The sequence below is a fragment of the Ensifer canadensis genome (assembly GCF_017488845.2).
In the GTDB taxonomy this organism is placed as follows: domain Bacteria; phylum Pseudomonadota; class Alphaproteobacteria; order Rhizobiales; family Rhizobiaceae; genus Ensifer; species Ensifer canadensis.
In genome coordinates, this window is the sequence record NZ_CP083371.1 from 1,491,470 (window position 1) to 1,508,341 (window position 16,872).

12 protein-coding genes are annotated in these 16,872 nt (G+C 62.6%); 1 reads left to right on the forward strand and 11 read right to left on the reverse strand.

The window, feature by feature from the left end; genetic code table 11:
* Positions 1–4 precede the first annotated feature (4 nt).
* From J3R84_RS26660 to bcsN, 7 genes are all read right to left on the reverse strand, one after another.
* The gene (locus tag J3R84_RS26660; RefSeq protein ID WP_025428459.1) at positions 5–1,612 is read right to left on the reverse strand and encodes a carboxyl transferase domain-containing protein; all 1,608 of its coding nucleotides are present in this window, start codon (positions 1,610–1,612) and stop codon (positions 5–7) included.
* A 53-nt stretch (positions 1,613–1,665) separates the two neighbouring features.
* Complete coding sequence (locus J3R84_RS26665; protein ID WP_025428458.1) at positions 1,666–2,829, reverse strand: isovaleryl-CoA dehydrogenase; 1,164 nt, start codon at positions 2,827–2,829, stop codon at positions 1,666–1,668.
* A 283-nt stretch (positions 2,830–3,112) separates the two neighbouring features.
* The gene (locus tag J3R84_RS26670) at positions 3,113–5,323 is read right to left on the reverse strand and encodes a hypothetical protein (RefSeq protein ID WP_025428457.1); all 2,211 of its coding nucleotides are present in this window, start codon (positions 5,321–5,323) and stop codon (positions 3,113–3,115) included.
* On the reverse strand, positions 5,320–6,375 hold the full coding sequence (locus J3R84_RS26675; RefSeq protein WP_025428456.1) for a family 8 glycosyl hydrolase: 1,056 nt from the start codon (positions 6,373–6,375) through the stop codon (positions 5,320–5,322). The genes J3R84_RS26670 and J3R84_RS26675 overlap by 4 nt, the downstream gene beginning before the upstream one ends.
* A complete protein-coding gene (locus J3R84_RS26680) occupies positions 6,372–8,720 on the reverse strand; it encodes a cellulose biosynthesis cyclic di-GMP-binding regulatory protein BcsB (protein ID WP_203529260.1) in 2,349 nt (782 codons plus the stop codon). The genes J3R84_RS26675 and J3R84_RS26680 overlap by 4 nt, the downstream gene beginning before the upstream one ends.
* The gene (gene bcsA / locus J3R84_RS26685) at positions 8,717–10,897 is read right to left on the reverse strand and encodes a UDP-forming cellulose synthase catalytic subunit (RefSeq protein ID WP_057208928.1); all 2,181 of its coding nucleotides are present in this window, start codon (positions 10,895–10,897) and stop codon (positions 8,717–8,719) included. The genes J3R84_RS26680 and bcsA overlap by 4 nt, the downstream gene beginning before the upstream one ends.
* A gap of 112 nt (positions 10,898–11,009) precedes the next feature.
* Positions 11,010–11,987 (reverse strand): cellulose biosynthesis protein BcsN, encoded by a 978-nt coding sequence (gene bcsN, locus J3R84_RS26690; protein WP_025428453.1) that lies wholly within the window; start codon positions 11,985–11,987, stop codon positions 11,010–11,012.
* A 620-nt stretch (positions 11,988–12,607) separates the two neighbouring features.
* Here bcsN and J3R84_RS38560 point away from each other — a divergent pair.
* Positions 12,608–12,730, forward strand: a complete 123-nt coding sequence (locus J3R84_RS38560) for a hypothetical protein (protein WP_025428452.1) — start codon at positions 12,608–12,610, stop codon at positions 12,728–12,730.
* Between the two features lie 370 nt (positions 12,731–13,100).
* Here J3R84_RS38560 and J3R84_RS26695 read toward each other — a convergent pair whose 3' ends face one another.
* From J3R84_RS26695 to J3R84_RS26710, 4 genes are all read right to left on the reverse strand, one after another.
* Complete coding sequence (locus J3R84_RS26695; protein ID WP_203529262.1) at positions 13,101–13,688, reverse strand: gluconokinase; 588 nt, start codon at positions 13,686–13,688, stop codon at positions 13,101–13,103.
* 78 nt (positions 13,689–13,766) lie between these two features.
* On the reverse strand, positions 13,767–14,462 hold the full coding sequence (locus tag J3R84_RS26700; protein WP_025428450.1) for a class II aldolase/adducin family protein: 696 nt from the start codon (positions 14,460–14,462) through the stop codon (positions 13,767–13,769).
* A gap of 20 nt (positions 14,463–14,482) precedes the next feature.
* Positions 14,483–15,928: an FGGY-family carbohydrate kinase gene (locus tag J3R84_RS26705; protein ID WP_113567735.1), complete on the reverse strand. Its 1,446-nt coding sequence runs from the start codon at positions 15,926–15,928 to the stop codon at positions 14,483–14,485.
* 93 nt (positions 15,929–16,021) lie between these two features.
* Positions 16,022–16,870, reverse strand: a complete 849-nt coding sequence (locus tag J3R84_RS26710; RefSeq protein ID WP_025428448.1) for a sugar phosphate isomerase/epimerase family protein — start codon at positions 16,868–16,870, stop codon at positions 16,022–16,024.
* Positions 16,871–16,872: the final 2 nt, after the last annotated feature.

Here is a 16,872-nt window from a genome sequence, read left to right on the forward strand (position 1 = left end):
CTCCCTACATTCTGAACAGGCCGAAACGCGTATCTTCTATTGGCGCATTGAGCGCCGCCGACAGGGACAACCCGAGAACGTCGCGGCTCTTGCGCGGGTCGACGACGCCGTCGTCCCAGAGCCGGGCCGAGGCATAGAGCGGATGGCTCTGGCGCTCGAAGAGATCGAGAACCGGCTGCCGGAACTTGGCTTCCTCTTCCTCGTTCCAGGGCGTTCCGGCGCGCTTCAGCGCCTCGCCGCGCACCGTCGACAACACGCCGGCCGCCTGTTCGCCGCCCATTACAGAAATCCGGCTGTTGGGCCAGGTCCAGAGGAACCGCGGCGAGAAGGCGCGACCGCACATGCCATAGTTGCCGGCACCGAACGATCCGCCGACCAGCATGGTGATTTTCGGCACCTGCGCCGTCGCCACGGCCGTGACCAGCTTGGCGCCGTGCTTGGCGATGCCTTCGGTCTCATATTTGCGGCCGACCATGAAGCCGGTGATGTTTTGCAGGAACACCAGCGGGATCTTGCGCTGGGCGCAAAGCTCGACGAAGTGCGCACCCTTCAGCGCCGATTCCGAAAAAAGCACGCCATTGTTGGCGATGATGCCGACGGGAACGCCGTGGACATGCGCGAAACCGCAGACGAGCGTGGTGCCGTAGCGCGCCTTGAACTCGTCGAAGCGGGAGCCATCGACAAGTCGGGCGATGACTTCGCGGATGTCATAGGGCGTGCGCAGGTCCGCCGGCACGATGCCGGCGATCTCCTGCGGATCGTAAAGCGGCGGCTCCGGGCTCTGCAATTCCACCGACGTCGGTTTGCGGCGGTTGAGTGCGGCGACCGCACGGCGGGCAAGCGCCAGCGCATGCGCATCATCGCGCGCCATATGGTCGGCAACACCGGAGAGACGCGTGTGCACGTCGGCGCCGCCAAGGTCCTCGGCCGAGACCACTTCACCGGTCGCCGCGCGCACCAGCGGCGGGCCGGCCAGGAAGATCGTGCCCTGACCCTCGACGATGATCGTCTCGTCCGACATGGCCGGCACATAGGCGCCACCTGCGGTGCACGATCCCATGACAACGGCGATCTGCGGAATTCCGGCCGCCGACATGTTGGCCTGGTTGTAAAAGATCCGACCGAAATGCTCCCGGTCGGGAAAGACCTCGTCCTGGTTCGGCAGGTTGGCGCCGCCGGAATCGACCAGGTAGATGCACGGCAACTGGTTCTCGGCGGCAATCTCCTGCGCACGCAGATGCTTCTTGACCGTCATGGGATAATAGGTCCCGCCTTTGACGGTCGGGTCGTTGCAAACGATCATGCATTCGCGGCCGGACACCCGGCCGATACCGGTGATGAGACCCGCTGCCGGCGCATCGCCGTTATACATGCCGTGTGCGGCCGTCGAGCAGATTTCGAGGAAGGGCGTTGCCGGGTCGATCAGCGAGGCGACGCGGTCGCGCGGCAGCAGTTTGCCGCGGCTGACATGGCGCTCGCGCGCCGTCTCGCCTCCACCGCCGGCCGCCATCTTGACGGCGTCCTCCACAGTCGTAATCGCCTCCGCCATCGCCGCCTGATTGGCCTTGAACACGTCGGACGAGGGCGAGATGTGAGATTTCAGAACAGTCATGAAGTCCTCATTCGATCGAGCCTGATTGTGGCTTCGGAGGTCTACCCTGGCGTCTATCTGGTCTCGGTGAACAGCTCGCGGCCGATCAGCATGCGGCGGATTTCACTGGTTCCGGCACCGATCTCGTAGAGCTTGGCGTCACGCAACAGCCGCCCGGCCGGATAGTCGTTGGTGTAGCCGTTACCGCCGAGCGCCTGGATGGCTTCGAGCGCCAGCGCCGTTGCCTTCTCGGCCGCATAAAGAATACAGCCGGCCGCGTCCTTGCGGGTGGTCTCACCACGATCGCAGGCTGCAGCCACCGCATAGACATAGGCGCGCGCCGCGTTCGCCGTCACATACATGTCGGCAAGCTTGCCCTGCATGAGCTGGAACTCGCCGATCGCCTGGCCAAACTGCTTGCGCTCGTGGAGATAGGGGACGACGACGTCAAGGCAAGCGGACATGATGCCGAGCGGTCCGGCGGACAGGACGACACGCTCATAATCGAGGCCCGACATCAGCACTCGGACACCGCCGCCTTCGTTGCCGAGAATATTTTCCGCCGGCACCTCGCAATCCCGGAAGATCAACTCGCAGGTGTTCGAGCCGCGCATGCCGAGCTTGTCGAGCTTCTGGCCGGTGGAAAAGCCAGCAAAGTCTTTTTCGACGAGGAAGGCGGTAATTCCGCGCGGACCGGCACTTGGGTCCGTCTTGGCGTAGACGACCAGCACGTCCGCATCCGGGCCGTTGGTAATCCACATCTTGCCACCGTTGAGAACGTAGCGGTCGCCGCGCTTCTCGGCCCGAAGCGTCATGGAAACGACGTCGGAGCCCGCTCCCGGTTCGGACATGGCGAGTGCGCCGACATGTTCGCCGGAGATCAGTTTCGGCAGGTAGCGCGCCTTCTGCGCCTCATTGCCGTTGCGGCTGATCTGGTTGACGCAGAGATTGGAATGGGCGCCGTAGCTCAAGCCGACGGAGGCGGAGGCGCGGCTGATCTCTTCCATGGCGACGCAATGGGCGACATAGCCCATGCCCGCACCGCCATAGGCCTCGTCGGCGGTGATGCCGAGCAGCCCGAGATCTCCCATCTCACGCCAGAGTGGCGTCGGGAAAGCGTTGTTGCGATCGGTTTCCGCCGCCAGCGGCGCGATACGCTCAGTCGCAAAACGGCGCACGCTATCGCGCAACGCGTCAATGTCCTCGCCGAGCGCGAAGCTCAATCCGCCCTGAAACATCTCTCGTCTCCTCCCCTCGACCCTATCAGTGATCTCCTCACCACCAACTGGCCGGTCTGCGCTCCATCCTCTACGCGCAACGCGGCGATTGCAATGATATCAACGCCGCGATGTCGAGCGACGATAACACCGCGTCCCGCTAATTTCCTTCCAAAGAGGAAATCCGGGAAGCACGATCTGCAAAGTTTAGGAACGTTTGGCGATACATCCGCTGCGTGAAGGTGCTTCGGCCAATCTGGCTCGCGGCAACTGTCGTGTCGCGACGGAATCGCTTGCGAAGCGTTTACTTGTTCGGCCAGATCTCCTGCGCCTTGCCGACATCGGCAAGGCCGCGCTGCGCCTCACGATTGCCGGTGGCAGCGACTGCCTCGAAGATACGTCGGGCTTCGGCGTAATACTTGAGACTGAGATAGGCGTAACCGCGCAGCACCATCAGGTCGGACCGCTGCGTCGAGATCTGCCCCAACTGATCGAGAAAAATCAGCGTCTCGCGATAACGTTTGGCATCGAAAGCGGCAATCGCCCGGTCGGCGAGGATCGCGCTCTGGAGTTCTTCGGCCCGACCACGGCTCTGTGTTGATTTCGTTGCGGCGACCGCAGCCTTGTTGGTCAGCCCGGCCCTGAGATAGGCGAGGCTCTGGCCATAAGCGGCATCTTCGCGCATTTGCAATGCTGGTGCCTGCAGGGCGACCTCGAAGGATTCGGCCGCTTCCAGCGGGCGGTTCAGATCCATCAGGCACCAGCCGCGCGTCAGCGCCGCCTGCGGCGACAGCCGCGCCGGGTTGATGGTCGTCCGGCATCCCGTTACCGCCCTGCCGGCCGCTTGTGGTCGGCGAGCAACGGCAACCGGCTGCTCGACCACATAGCGTGTCGTCGTTCGTGGCGCGGCCTCCGTCACGACTGCAGGTGACCTTCGCTCCGCATCAGCTATCGGTGCCGGCTCTCGCGCAAGCGGCTGTTGTTGCCGGGCGATGGCGTCGCGCCGTTCCTCCTCGGTCTCGCCGAGGAGGGCGATGCGCTCCGAGCGCCCCGCCCAGAGCCGCTGGATCTCGGCGACGCCGGCAGCATCGCCCAGCTGGTTGCGGCTGAGCGCCAGGCCATAGGCCGAAGGTTCGTCATCGGGCTTCCAGCGAAGCGCGGTGGCAAACCATTGTGCGGCCGTCGCCGGTTGTTCCATGGCACGGGCATACCAGCCGAACTGCTGCGCCGTGGCCGGATCACGCCCTTTGGTCGTCTCCTGCGCGATCCGGGTCAGTACTTCCTCGCTCAGCGTGACCGGTGGCTCGATCGCCAGCAGGTTTGCCGTCGCGGCAAAATAGGTCGCCTTGGCATCGGTCGACGTATCGCGCCAGGGATACAGTACTTTTTCCGCATCCTCATGCGCCTTGCGGGCGATCAAGGTCAGCGCCAGGCCTTGCGACGCGGAGGCTGAATCTTCCTTGTCGTGGGCGCGACGGAACCATTGTTCGGCCGCGCTGATATTCTCCCGGCGAAGCTGGTACCAGCCCAGGAGCAGCGCGTCACTCGCCATGCCCTCGGTTTCGACCAGGCGTTCGAGGCGCTGGATATATTTGGGATCGACCGCCAGCTTGCCATCCGCGTCGCCTTCCGCAACGAAGCGGCGCGCCAGGTCGTCGCGAATGCTTTCGAACTCGGCAGCGCCTCCAGGTGCTGTCCGTTCGTGGGCCAAAATCTCCTGCGCCATCTCATAGGGCAGTCCGGAAACCGCCTTCTGCACCGTCGCCAGCCGCTCCGGAGCGTTCTCGCAATTCTTCAGCACGTAGAGATAGGCGTCTCGGGCGCGATCGGGACGTTTGGTCTCGGTGAAGGCATCGGCCACCCGCCACAGCACATCCACTTCCGAGCACGTCAACAGGCTCGGTGTGCTCGCCGCAACCTCGATGACCGTCTCGTACTGCTTGAGATCGGAGGCATTCACCAGGCGCGCCCGTGCTTCGGCGACGTTCAGCCGCTCGAGCAGATCGGCCGGCGGTTTCCAGGCGGCCTCGCTTGCCTGGCGCTCGGCGATCGCCTTTCGAACCTCGGCGTAGCGCCCCTCCGAATAGAGCTGCCACATCGTTTCGAGCTGGACATCCTTGTTACGCGGAACCGCAAGTGGGTCCTTGGGCGGCGTCCAATCGGGATAGAGCGCCCTCAGCCGTGATATCTCGGCCTGCAGTCGAGCGGTATCACCCTTGCTGGCGAAGTAGCGCAGTGCCGATTCGTCTACCACCGGCGCCGTTGCCTGCGACCGCCTCGCATCGGCGGGCTGCGTATTCTGCGTGACCTGCCGAAACTCAGGCGCTGCGCCTCTCGAACCTCTGTCCACGACACCGAACGACGCCTCGTCGGGAAGCGCGCCTCCGTCAGGGCCCGTCGCTGGCGCACCGGCGTTGCCGGCCCAATTCTTGCGCAGAAGCCCATCGTCGGTAAATCCGACAATCCCGACCGCCGTGAGGATGATTCCGGCGATGACAACGGTTGAGGACTTCATAGACACTCCGGACGCTTCTCCTTCGCATAAGACAACCCGAGGAGGTGCAGTGTCGAAGGGTAATATTGCGTCGGGCTGAACACCTTGACGCTGTCGGGCAACGGAGCCCGCTCCATGAGACAGGCCAGAATATGGTTAACAAATTGATAACCGGGGTCCGTCAGCGTCGCCCGAACAGCCCCTGTCGTTACGTCGCTGATGAGCAATTCGCCATTGGCACCAAGCATGCCCTGCCGCAATCTTGAAAGCAATTCGGCGTCATCGATGTCTGCCCGAACCAGGTAGAGCGGAATGCGCAGCGAATTGTAGCCGAATTCCGCCGGGAAGCCCTGCGCCGCCTTCAGGCGCGTTTTGGCGCTGATCCAATCGGCCGGCATCTTTCGCGGGCCGAGCTGCAGTTGATCAAGCATCTTGCGACCATCATTCGCCAGCGCCGCCCATATCGGCGAAGGCGCGACGCGATCAAGGACAGGGAAGGCCTCGAAGATCCAGTAGGAAGGGTTGACGACGGGACCGTCTTCGCGATCGGTTGCGGAAAAACCGGCAACCCCCGGCAGCAGCAAGGTTCGGCCGCCGTAGTCGATCACGGTCCGGTCGAGGATTGCTTTCGCGATCTTGGAGGCCGCCGAGAGGTAGTCCTTTCGCTTCCACCGTTCGCCGGCAAGCGTCAGCGCATAGGCGATCAGGATATCGCCGTCGGTCGCATTGTTGATATCGATCACATGCGGCTTTTCGCTCGGGCTCCATTTCCAGGCGGCAAGTCCGTCGTCGCGCAAAAGCAGCTCGCGACGGGTAAAGGACCAGATCAGCTCGAAATCGGCAGCGCTGCCGGCAAGCACCGCCAGCCACAAACCATAACCTTGTCCCTCGCTGTGGCTGATGCCGCCGTTACCGTCATCGATAATGCGCCCACCGGGATCGAGGAACTTTGTCTTATACTTCTGCCAATCCTCGGCGCTCACGGTCTCGCCCCGTCCCTGGGCTGCCGCGCGCGTCTGAGGCAGAGCGACGACAAGAGCCAGGGTGAGGAGAAGAACCGTGCGCCAGATCATGGGCGGCGCCCGAGCCGACTGAGCATGGATGACGTGGCGAGGCCCAGCAGCACCGATAGTGTTACGAGCAGCACGGCGTAGAAAAGAATGTTGCTCGACAGCCAGTTGGCAATGATCAGCCGGTAATTGCCAGACGAGGCCGGCCTTGTCTGCACGAAACTGAAATTGGCGACCGGCACCACCTTGACGGCGTTGGTTGCCGGCTCGTAGGTCGAGATGTGCCCGGCGATCTCTCGCCATTGATCGATGTCGGCAAGTGCCGACACCCCATCGCTCAACTGTTTGGCGGACGGCGCTGCAACCAGCGTCCACGTGGCGTCATCCGTGGGGTTTGCCCCTTGAGCGAGGAGCAAGGTTGCCGTTTCCGGAGGGACAAAATCGCTTTGTTCCTGCGGCAGAATGCGTAGCGAACTCAGGGAGATGTCGAACTCCTGCTTTACCCAATCCTGAAGAGCCGTGATCTGGGTGCGCCAGGCGCCGCCACTCAGGCGCGTCTGCCATTCATCGATCGCCTTCTGGGTATCCGCGCCGCGCCCGACGGCCTGTGCGCTGCCCCAGGACATCTGGCGGCTGGGATCGATACCGACTTGCGTCAGCACAGTTTTCGGCAATTCGGGCAACGTACCGATGAAGAGCGCATTGCGCGTGCCAGCGGCCAAAGGCGAGGCAATCATCTCGACCGCGATCGGCTGCCCGCCGGCCACCGCCAACCGTGCCAGGAACGTGGCAGCGGCCGACAAGGTGTCGGCATCGGCCCGGTCAATGAAGAGCGGGATCACGCCCGCGCTGTTGCGATAGGGTGCCGCCGCGCCCGACATCGCGGCGAGATTGGGCCGCCGACCGATCCGCGCGAAGTTGGGCATATGAAGTTCGGACGTGTCGAACAGTGCAAAACGCGGATCCGTCGAGGCTGGCGCACCCGGCGCACAGGCCTTGTCCTGCTCCGTCAAAAGCACGGCCTCGAGCTCGATCAGGTTGGGCCCGGGCTTGAAATGGCGCATGGTCACATTGATCGGCAAATGCCGCAGGATGCCGCCGGTCGCCGAATCGAACGGGACCGTCGAGGCGATGTTGCCGTTGACATAGATGTCGATCCGGCTGCCGGGCCGCACCGTCTCGGTATAGGCCGCATCCAGCAGGATCGTCGCCTCGCCATAGGCGTCCGCATAGAAATCCGACGGGACTGCCACCGAAAACCGGGACCGGAAGCGACGACCGGTGAATTCGCTGGTCTCGACGCCGAGCTCGGAGAAACGCAAGCGCGTGTTGCCGGCAACGACAGGTGTTTCCGGCAAAAGCCAACGTTCGGTGTTGATGACGTCGCGGGGGACATTGCTCGGCCGGTCCATTGGCTCGGCGATAGCCTCGATCGCGGCCTGAACGGCCGGCCAGTCGGGGCCGCTGAGAACCAGAACCGGCGCATTCGTCTCGCCATCGCGGACGAAGGCCGCAACCGACCCACTGGCAGCGCCATCGGGCAGCGAAGGGAGCAGCGGCGATACCTCATCGACGGTGCCCGCAATCACGGTCAACTCGCCGGGCTTGCCCAGCTCCGGCAGTCCTTCGCTGAGAATGACCCGCTGCGCCGGCATATGGCCGCGCAGGGCCAACCCCTGTGCAAGCCGCATCAGGCCCGCAGCGCGGCTCGGCTGCTGCATTCCCGGAACGACAAGATTGAACTGCGTGTGTCCCCTGTCGTCCAGACCGACGGCGCGGATATCGTCCACGCTCGCAAATGCCGCGCTCTGCGCATCCGCAAAGCTGATGAAAGCCGTCTCCGGCGCGATTTCGGTCCAGAGTTCATAGGTGGATTCGATGGTGCAGTCGGTACGGTGGTGCTGCTGCACCCGAAACCTGATGTCATTGGAACCGGCCCGCAGCAGACCGGCCGGCAGTGCGTAACTCCGGGTCTCGGCGGTGCCCGACGCCTTGATCGGCCCCTCGCCGACCAGCTCGCCGTTGACGAAAACCGAAAGGGACGAAGCCTCCGGCGCGATCACGATCGCATTCTGATAACCGAAATTCAACGTTGCAGCCGATTGTGCCTGGGCCGGCGTCAGATACATCGACCAGGCGCGTTCATCGACCTCACCGGTGAGCGACAGCGCGCTGAAGGGAATGATGTACCGCCTGAAACCATCGGGCCCGCCGCCAACCGCTGCGGGACTGCTTGCGTCCGCGCCGGGCTCGCTGGTCGGCTGGCCCTCATCCGTCCCTTCCGGCAGTTCGATAGACGGCTCGACGGCCGGCCGCTCCGGCGACATGTCGAACGGGTTCGACTGCGCGAACGTCTGTGTCGTCGCGGCAAGGAACATGATGAGGAGGGCAACCGGCATCCGCTTCATCGCCGCGCCTCCGCTTGCCTGTCGGAGGAGCGCAAGCTGCGCGCGAAATAGATCAGGCCGCGGCTCATCTGATAGAAAGCCAGCCACAGGAACCAGGCCGTGCCTGCGACCAGTCCTGGGTTTCCGCGCCGCGCCTTCTGGAACTCGCTCCATTGCTGGGAGTTCGCAAAGATCAGATCCGCCACCAGACTGTGGTGACGCGCGACCTGCGGCAGATAACGGCAGCCGATCGTGGTGATGTCGCCGGCACTCTCCTTGTTCTTGATCGCGACCGGCAAGGTCTCGGAGGTGCCATCGCCACTATAGGGCTCGAAGCGAATGAGCCCGTCCGTGTCGACGGGTAGCGTCGCCGCATCGACGCCATAGACCTGAATTCGGGCGCCGTTGGCCGATACGTCTTCGATCGTTGCCGGATACCATTGATCTGCGACACCGAATTCGCAGCGCCGGCTGACCTTCACGCGCCGCGATGACGCCTTTTCCCCGCGTTCCGAGACCACGCCGAGCGCGCAGCCCGCCATGATCAGATTGAGGAGGTTCCAACCTCCCACGACCAGGGTTACGTCAGCCTTGTAGGGCTCGGTGTAGACCCGGTAGACCGTCATCAGAAGGGCGATGAAAAGCACGGCGAAGATGACGAAGAACGGTCGGCTGATTTCCGACAGGCGGCTCTCCAGGATCGACTCGTCCTTGGCCGTCACCTTGAAGGTCGGCCGGCTCGGGCGCATCAGGACCGAGATGACCGCCGGCAGCAGATGCACGGTCTGGGCATATTCGTAGAGCTCCGAGATCCACGGCCAACGGAAGGCGCCGTAGAGATAGTTCTGCATCATCAGGTTCACGAGCATGTAGGCGAGCGTATAGGCAAGGAACTCACCACCCGACGCGGTGAAGATTTCCAGGTCGAAGAACAGATAGAACAGCGGCGCAAACAGAAAGATCGTGCGCGACACCGGGAAGAGCCAGAACAGCGTCGACGACATGTAGCAAAGCCGCTGCGGGATCGACAGCCCGCGCTTGAACAGCGGAAAACGGAACAATAGGATCTGCATCATGCCCTGCGCCCAGCGACTGCGCTGGCCGATGAAGCTGGCAAAGGTTGCCGGTTGCAGCCCGGCGATTAGCGGCCGATCGACATAGATGCTGTTCCAGCCGCGGCCGTGCAGCGCCAGCGCCGTTTCGCAGTCCTCGGTGATGCTCATGCCGCTGAAGCCGTCGGTATCATCGAGCGCCTTGCGCCGGAGCACGGCAGCCGAGCCGCAGAAGAAGGCCGCGTTCCACTTGTCGAGGCCGCGCTGGATGATGCCGTAGAACATTTCGTTCTCACTCGGCATCTTTTCGAAGGTTCGCAGATTGCGCTCGAGCGGATCAGGATTGAGAAAGAAGTGCGGCGTCTGCACCAGGAAAAGCTTCGGGTCGCTTTCGAAATAGCCCACCGTTTCCAACAGGAAATCGCGAGCTGGCGCGTGGTCGGCGTCAAAGACGGCGATCAACTCGCCGTCTGAATGCAGCATGCCGTTGTTGAGATTACCGGCCTTGGCATGTTCGTTGCGCTCGCGGGTCAGGTAGCGCACACCGAGATCGTCGCAGAGAGCCTGCAATTCCATATGCCGGGCCGAGGCGCGCTGCGCCTCCACCAGATTCATCGAGTAGCGCTTTTGCTGGGTGCCGCCATCATCAAGCAGCCAGACCTGCAGCTTGTCGGCCGGGTAATCCATGCCTTTGGCGGCAGCCAGCGTATTGGCCAGCAACCCTGCATCCTCGTTATAGGACGGCACGAAGACGTCGACCTTCGGAAACGCCCCCGGCGAGATGGCCTTTGCCTTGCGCGGCGGCAGCGGCATCGCGACGACGAACAAGCTCAGCGACAGCATCATCACGCTGTACATTTCGGCGAGGTAGAGCAGGAAGCCGGGAATGAAGTTCTCAAGCTGGTTCAACGGCGGCAGCGTGCTGGTCGTGCGCCAGTAGACATAGCGAAGCACGATAGCCGTTCCGAAGGCGAGCGCGATCAGGCGCCAGCGACCTTCGGCCTTGATGAGCTTCAGTATCGCCATGAACGTGACGACGAGCACGCTCACGATCAGCTGGGTCTGAAGATTGACCGGCAATGTGATGACGGCAATGACGCAAAGGGAGAAAAACGCCCACGCTGCAACGGGACCGATCTTGCTCATTCATTCTGCCTTCCAGCATTCGGCATCATGCCACTGGTATCGCTTGACCTGACTTCATCTGGGCTTTTGCAAGCCCGATACGAGCCCATACCAAACGATCGTTAGGAGCTGATTAAGGACAATTGCCCCCCGCCGGTGCATCGCAGGCAGGTAACGGCACAATCACGGTCGCTCCAGTCTTTGCCGCGCCACCCGGTTCCGGCAACCTGATCGAATTCGCCGTCGCCGGCACGGCGACTGGCTGCTGACGCGCGGGTTGCTCGACGCGGACCACGCGCCTGGTCGGCGCAGGCGCCGTCATCACGGTCACGGGTCGCGTGTCAGTGGGCGCCGGCTCCTTGCGGTAAATCGGGTTGCCAACGCGGCCGATGCCCGCCTCCAGCGGCGGCGGGGCGCCGTAAGGGTTCCAGGCGGGATCGCCGAATGTGCCGACGATCGTATAGCCATAGACGGGTGCGAGAAGGTCGTTTTCGCTTGCGCCAGTTGCGCAATAGCGGAAGCGGATCTGAATGGTGCCGTAGCCTTTAAGGGGAGAACGATGATTTTCCGCCCCGCGTATCTGCTGCCAGGCGAAAATGCAGGCGTCGTCGCCGCGGCCACGGCCATAAGCATAACCGAAGGGCCCGTAATTGTTCTGCAGAAAGTCCGACGACTGCTCCAACGACACACCGGGAAGCGCACGCCGCGCCTGCCGCATCATCTCGGAGCTCCTGACCGCAACGTAGCCGCTGCTCTTCTGCTGGTCGAACCTGGTCTCCATCGGCCCGAAGAACTGCGCGCGCAGGAAGTTCTGCCCCGGCGTCGCGGCCGAAGTGTAGAGGTAGATATCCTGCTCGATGGCGTTGGTTCTTCGCCGCTCGACCACATTCAGAACGGCGGGCCCGCCTGGCGGCGGCAGGATCAGCGCATTCTCGGCCGGAACAATCGTCGCATTGGTCGGCGTACCGACGTCATTGTGCGTCGCGCAGCCGGACATGAGGAGGCCTGCCGCAAGCAGAGCTGTAGGCGCGACCACGCCCAGCGGCTTGTTGGTGATCGTGGAGCGGTCGTCCGATACGTCGAATCGCCTGCTGAAAAATCGTCCTGCCATGCCCGAGCATTAGGTGATTCAGGCAATTTCGCAAACCCGCAAAGGATAGGGGATGGCTTTTCGAGCTCTGGTGGCGGGGTGACCGTTGCAGCTATTGCAGTTGGCACAGTAGCCCCGCGAAAACGCGTCCATCAGCGGTCGCCAACTCGGGCAATCCGGCGCAACCTACAGAGCCATTTCAGATCAACCGCCGCGAGCCCGCCGCTATGTTGAAAAAGGCGACATAAACGGCGCTACAGGCGCATAGCTATCGCGCCTCACATACAAAGACCGGGTGAAAATCGGAAAAATACTCAAATAAATTCTTTCGCCGAACAGGTAATAATAGAAAACATCAGAAGCGATGCAATCCATGAAGATTTGCCGCAGCCAGACGTTTACTTATTAATATCCGAAGCGCAGGATAGAAAAACTTTCTGCGTACAAAATCTTTGGTGAAGCTCATCTTCAACAAAAATCTGCGCCGAGATTTACGCTGAAATAGATTTGATCCACCTGATCGAATTCTTGAACGAGCCAAAGCCTCTGCTGCGGGTTCCTTTGAGGCATTTTCGTCATCGCAGCGTGCTGCCCGCACCGTCCGGCGGCCGTCGCAAGCAGAGTGAAAATTGGAGCTCGCCATGCGAAGCCTACTTCCCGCCCGTTTCCATGACTACGATTTCACCCCCATCTTCGTGGGTGCCGGGTTTACTCTCGCGATCGCCGTCATCGCCTACGGCTCCTTGTTTGGTCGCATCCTCTAGCGAGGCGCACCAACAGCAGGCCTGTTTATGCGATCTGCGTCTGCAGCCACACCTTGAACAGCAAGGCACGCCGCGTTTCTGGCTTCAACGCCGCTTGGACAACGCCATGATCGGAACCATCGGATGTCAAGCCCATGGGCGCGGCCAGCCACGCCTATCGCTCTCACGCCCGATGTGCCAGCTTTGATCAAATCCGTTTGTGGCACTGAACAAAAGCCGGGGAGACCGATAGACAGGGCTGCTAGCATCCAGACGGTCATCAATAGCGGTACTGCCGGTTTCACGGTCGGCACTGCTGCACTTGCGGTGCCTTTCCGACACCCGGTCGGAGCTGACACAGCAATTGCTGGAGATCCAGATGATGACGGGTCTAGCGCGATCCGAATGCGGTATCAGATGACGCAGCATTGTTCGACAAACCCAGGCCGTCGAGTGCGGCAAGCGTTGCGTTGACCACGTCGACCGTGGGCTGATCGACATCGACGACGACCGTGAGCGGCTCGCCGATCGGCTCTTCAAGCGTCGCCAACTGCGTGTCGAGCAGTGACGCCGGCATGAAATGCCCCTCGCGGTGTTGCATTCGGCCGGCGAGAACGTCGCGGCTGCCATGGAGATAGACGAAGACCAGATCTCCCCCTGCATTCTCGCGCAACAGATCGCGATAGCTCCGCTTCAACGCCGAGCACGAAACGACGAGCGGGTCGGCGCTCGAGGAAAGCTGCTTTCCGATCTCACGGAGCCAGGGCCATCTGTCCTCATCGGTGAGCGGGATGCCGGCTGACATCTTGGCGATATTGGCTTGCGGGTGCAAAGCATCGCCTTCGATGAAGCGATAGCCAAAGCCCCGTGCCACCGCCTCGCCGACAGAAGTCTTGCCGCTGCCGGAAACGCCCATGACGACAATCGAGCAACGGAACCTCGGCGCATGACTACGGGATGACATATCGGGGCTCGCCATGGATCGCTCGTCTCTCCGGTGCCTAATCGCGACGTCGCTGATAGCGCTGCACCAGCAACGACACAAGCCCGGCTGCTGTCAACTGGCGGCCCGCGGGCGAGCGAGATCGTTGACGCCCTCATCATCAGGTGCCTGGCCATAACTCATCCGGCGCATCTGGGCGATCACCCGCTGCATCTCGTCGTCGGGCAGAACCGGCGGCTCGCCGAGCGTGAGGGCCTGGACATACATGCGCGAGAGGGTCTCGATTTCGATCGCCATCCACAATGCCGATTCCAGCGTCTTGCCGAGCGAGATCTGACCATGCTGACCGAGCAGGCAGGCGGTGCGGTCCTTGAGCGCCACCAGCGCGTTGTTGGACAGCGCCTGGGTCCCGAACGTCGCATATTCGGCGCAGCGGATCGTCGTGCCACCGGCAATGCCGGTCATATAGTGGAAGCTGGGGATGGTTTTGTGGTGGCAAGCAAGCGTGGTGGCATAGATAGAGTGGCAATGAAGAACCACGTTGATATCCGTGCGCTCGCGCAGGATATCGCGATGGAAACGCCATTCGGATGACGGTCGAAGGCCTGTGTAGTTGCCCTTAAAATCCATCTCGACCAGATCTTCCGGCTGCATCGTCTCATAGGCGAGCGACGACGGCGTCACCAGAAAGCCATCGCCGATGCGCACCGACAGGTTGCCGGCCGTCCCCTGGTTGATGCCGTTCGAATTCATCCGGCGGCAGATATCCACCATCTCGCGGCGAAGGGAGAGTACATCGGGCTGGTTCATCAGTCGTTCCTTTCGAAGTGTCAGTGGAAAACGGGTTCGGCTGGCTGACGCGCCCTCGCACGCCACTCAGTCGCGTAGTCGGAGATCGCAGCCGTGAGTGATGCGACATCGCTGGCCTCGGCCAGCGAAAGCGGCGCTGGCCGCCTGCGGGAATGTTGGCCGGCAAGCAGGGCCGCGCCGGATGCAACGCCGTAGGCATCGAGATTGAACCGGACCTGTCGGTCCGGCAGCAGTGCGGCGACAAGGCGGGCATAAAGCGGGTCGCCCAGGAAGCTGCCGTCGAGAACGACCAGAGATCCCGCCCCCAGGGCCTCGATGCATTCGGCGGTCAAGAGCGCACAATAGACGAGCGCCACCGCCTTCCGCTCCATGGCAGTCTCCGGCTTCGGCCCTGATATACGTCCCTGCCCGGCGCTGCCCGGAAACAAGCCGTTGTCGTCGCCGAAGGAAGGCAGCGCCATCGTTCTGCCGGCGATCAATCGCCGGACGATCTGTTCGGGCACAGGGTCGCTTGGTTGCCCGGGGCCGGCCACCAGCGAAAATTCTCGCCCGCCCATGGTCAGCACGCCACCGAGCGGATTGCCGAAGACGTCGCTGTTCAAGGTCATGCCCCTGTTTTCTTCGAGCTTGTCGATCGAGGTCTGACCGGAGAAACCGACAATCCAGGTGCCGGTGGAAATGACGGTGAACTCGTGCAGTCCGGCGGCATGATATCGGTAGTGGTTGAGGCTGCTGTCGTGCGCACCGGCCAGGATACGAAGCTCCTGCGGCAAGCCGTGACGCCGCGCCAAATCTGCGCGCACTTGCCCGAGATTCTGCCAAGCGTCGGCGAAGGGCGGCATCAGCCGGCCCCAGCCACGCGCCGCGACGATCGGTGCGAAATGCCGCTCCGCCACGTTCCAGAGATGCGACTGCGCGCCAAGCAGGCTCGCCTCCGAGGTCGCCACACCCGAAAGCCGCCAGGCCCAGTATTGCGGCAGACCGAGGTACCAGCGCGCCCGCGAGAAGGCTTCCGGTTCGCGCTCCTGCATCCAGTAGAGCTGCCGGGCCTGATGGGTTGCCGCATGCATCGTCGCGCTGCCGCGATCGAAGAACGATCCGGAGAGCGGGGCATAGCCGGTCCGGATCGCGTCGGGAGGTGACTGCTCGTAATCGATCATCGGCAGGGCAGTACCGTCACCGCTCTCCGGAGAGTCACCGACAAGGACACCTCCGGAACCGTGTCCGGAGGCAACGAAGGTCGAAAGCGGGTGACGCCGGCAGAGTTGGCCGATGCCGGAAAAGACCCACTCGCCGGTGGCGCCGAGATCGTGATGGCGCCAGGGTGGTCCGGGCAGCACCGGATTGGGGATGCTGAGCGTCTCAAGCACCACACCATCTGCCGTAACCGCATTGAGCTTGACGTTGGTCTTGCCGACGTCGAGCACGGCGATCGTGCCCTGCTCGTTGCGTGATGGTGTTGGCATGATGTCCGCACCTCCCGTCACATGCCCGGCCGCCAAGGATCGGATCGCCGCCCAATTTGAGCGTTTCCGGTTTAAACGAGGCCCGGAAACGCTCTAGATCAGCCCGTATTGCTTGGCCTTGTTGCGCAGGAACGGCAAGCCGTTGCCCATCACCTCTTCCTCGTCCCTGGCGACGGGGCGCCAGACGGCGAGGCCATAGGCGACTTCCGGCGGCATGTTGATGAAGCTCTCCATGGCAAGGCCACCCTTGAAGCCGATCGCCGCAAGCGTCGCAAAGATCTCGTCCCAGGCGCAATTGCCATAGCCCGGCGTGCCGCGATCGCTTTCGGATAGGTGGATGTATTTGATGTGCTCGCGCGCATCGAGAATGCCGGTGCCGATGCCCTTTTCCTCGATGTTCATGTGGTAGGTGTCGAGATGCACGAAGACATTGTCGGCGCCGACGCGCTTGATCATGTCGACGGCCTGCCTGCCGGTGTTGATCAGGTGGTTTTCGTAGCGGTTCACGGCCTCGACGCCGAGTTCGATGCCGCGCGATTTGGCGTGTTTTGCCGCCGCCGTCAGCACGCGGGCGATATTGTCGTATTCGGCTTCGGTCGGCGGTACGCCGGTACGCTCGCCGATGCCGCCATAGATGACGCCGGACAGCGCCTCGCCGCCGAGATCGGCCGTCTTGTCGATCGCGATCTTCAGGTGCTCGATCGCCGCATCTGGCCTGACGGAAGCCCAGGCGCGTTCAGGAAGACCGAGCGAGCAGACCGCGCGCAGCTTGTTCTTCTCCAGCAGCGCCTTGGTGTGGGCGGTGTCGACGGCCGGCGGATTGAGCATCGGGATCTCGATGAAATCCACCTTGTACTTGACCGCAGCTGCGACCGCACGCTCGGCACCGGGCCGGTCCCAATTCATGGTCCACATGCTCGTATGGACGCCAAAACCCTGCATGA

Bases quoted from the DNA above. Each gene is read 5' to 3' on its own strand.
- J3R84_RS26660 (WP_025428459.1), bottom strand. From the start codon at position 1,612: ATGACTGTTCTGAAATCTCACATCTCGCCCTCGTCCGACGTGTTCAAG.
- J3R84_RS26665 (WP_025428458.1), bottom strand. From the start codon at position 2,829: ATGTTTCAGGGCGGATTGAGCTTCGCGCTCGGCGAGGACATTGACGCG.
- J3R84_RS26670 (WP_025428457.1), bottom strand. From the start codon at position 5,323: ATGAAGTCCTCAACCGTTGTCATCGCCGGAATCATCCTCACGGCGGTC.
- J3R84_RS26675 (WP_025428456.1), bottom strand. From the start codon at position 6,375: ATGATCTGGCGCACGGTTCTTCTCCTCACCCTGGCTCTTGTCGTCGCT.
- J3R84_RS26680 (WP_203529260.1), bottom strand. From the start codon at position 8,720: ATGAAGCGGATGCCGGTTGCCCTCCTCATCATGTTCCTTGCCGCGACG.
- bcsA (WP_057208928.1), bottom strand. From the start codon at position 10,897: ATGAGCAAGATCGGTCCCGTTGCAGCGTGGGCGTTTTTCTCCCTTTGC.
- bcsN (WP_025428453.1), bottom strand. From the start codon at position 11,987: ATGGCAGGACGATTTTTCAGCAGGCGATTCGACGTATCGGACGACCGC.
- J3R84_RS38560 (WP_025428452.1), top strand. From the start codon at position 12,608: ATGCGAAGCCTACTTCCCGCCCGTTTCCATGACTACGATTTCACCCCC.
- J3R84_RS26695 (WP_203529262.1), bottom strand. From the start codon at position 13,688: ATGGCGAGCCCCGATATGTCATCCCGTAGTCATGCGCCGAGGTTCCGT.
- J3R84_RS26700 (WP_025428450.1), bottom strand. From the start codon at position 14,462: ATGAACCAGCCCGATGTACTCTCCCTTCGCCGCGAGATGGTGGATATC.
- J3R84_RS26705 (WP_113567735.1), bottom strand. From the start codon at position 15,928: ATGCCAACACCATCACGCAACGAGCAGGGCACGATCGCCGTGCTCGAC.
- J3R84_RS26710 (WP_025428448.1), bottom strand. From the start codon at position 16,870: ATGCAGGGTTTTGGCGTCCATACGAGCATGTGGACCATGAATTGGGAC.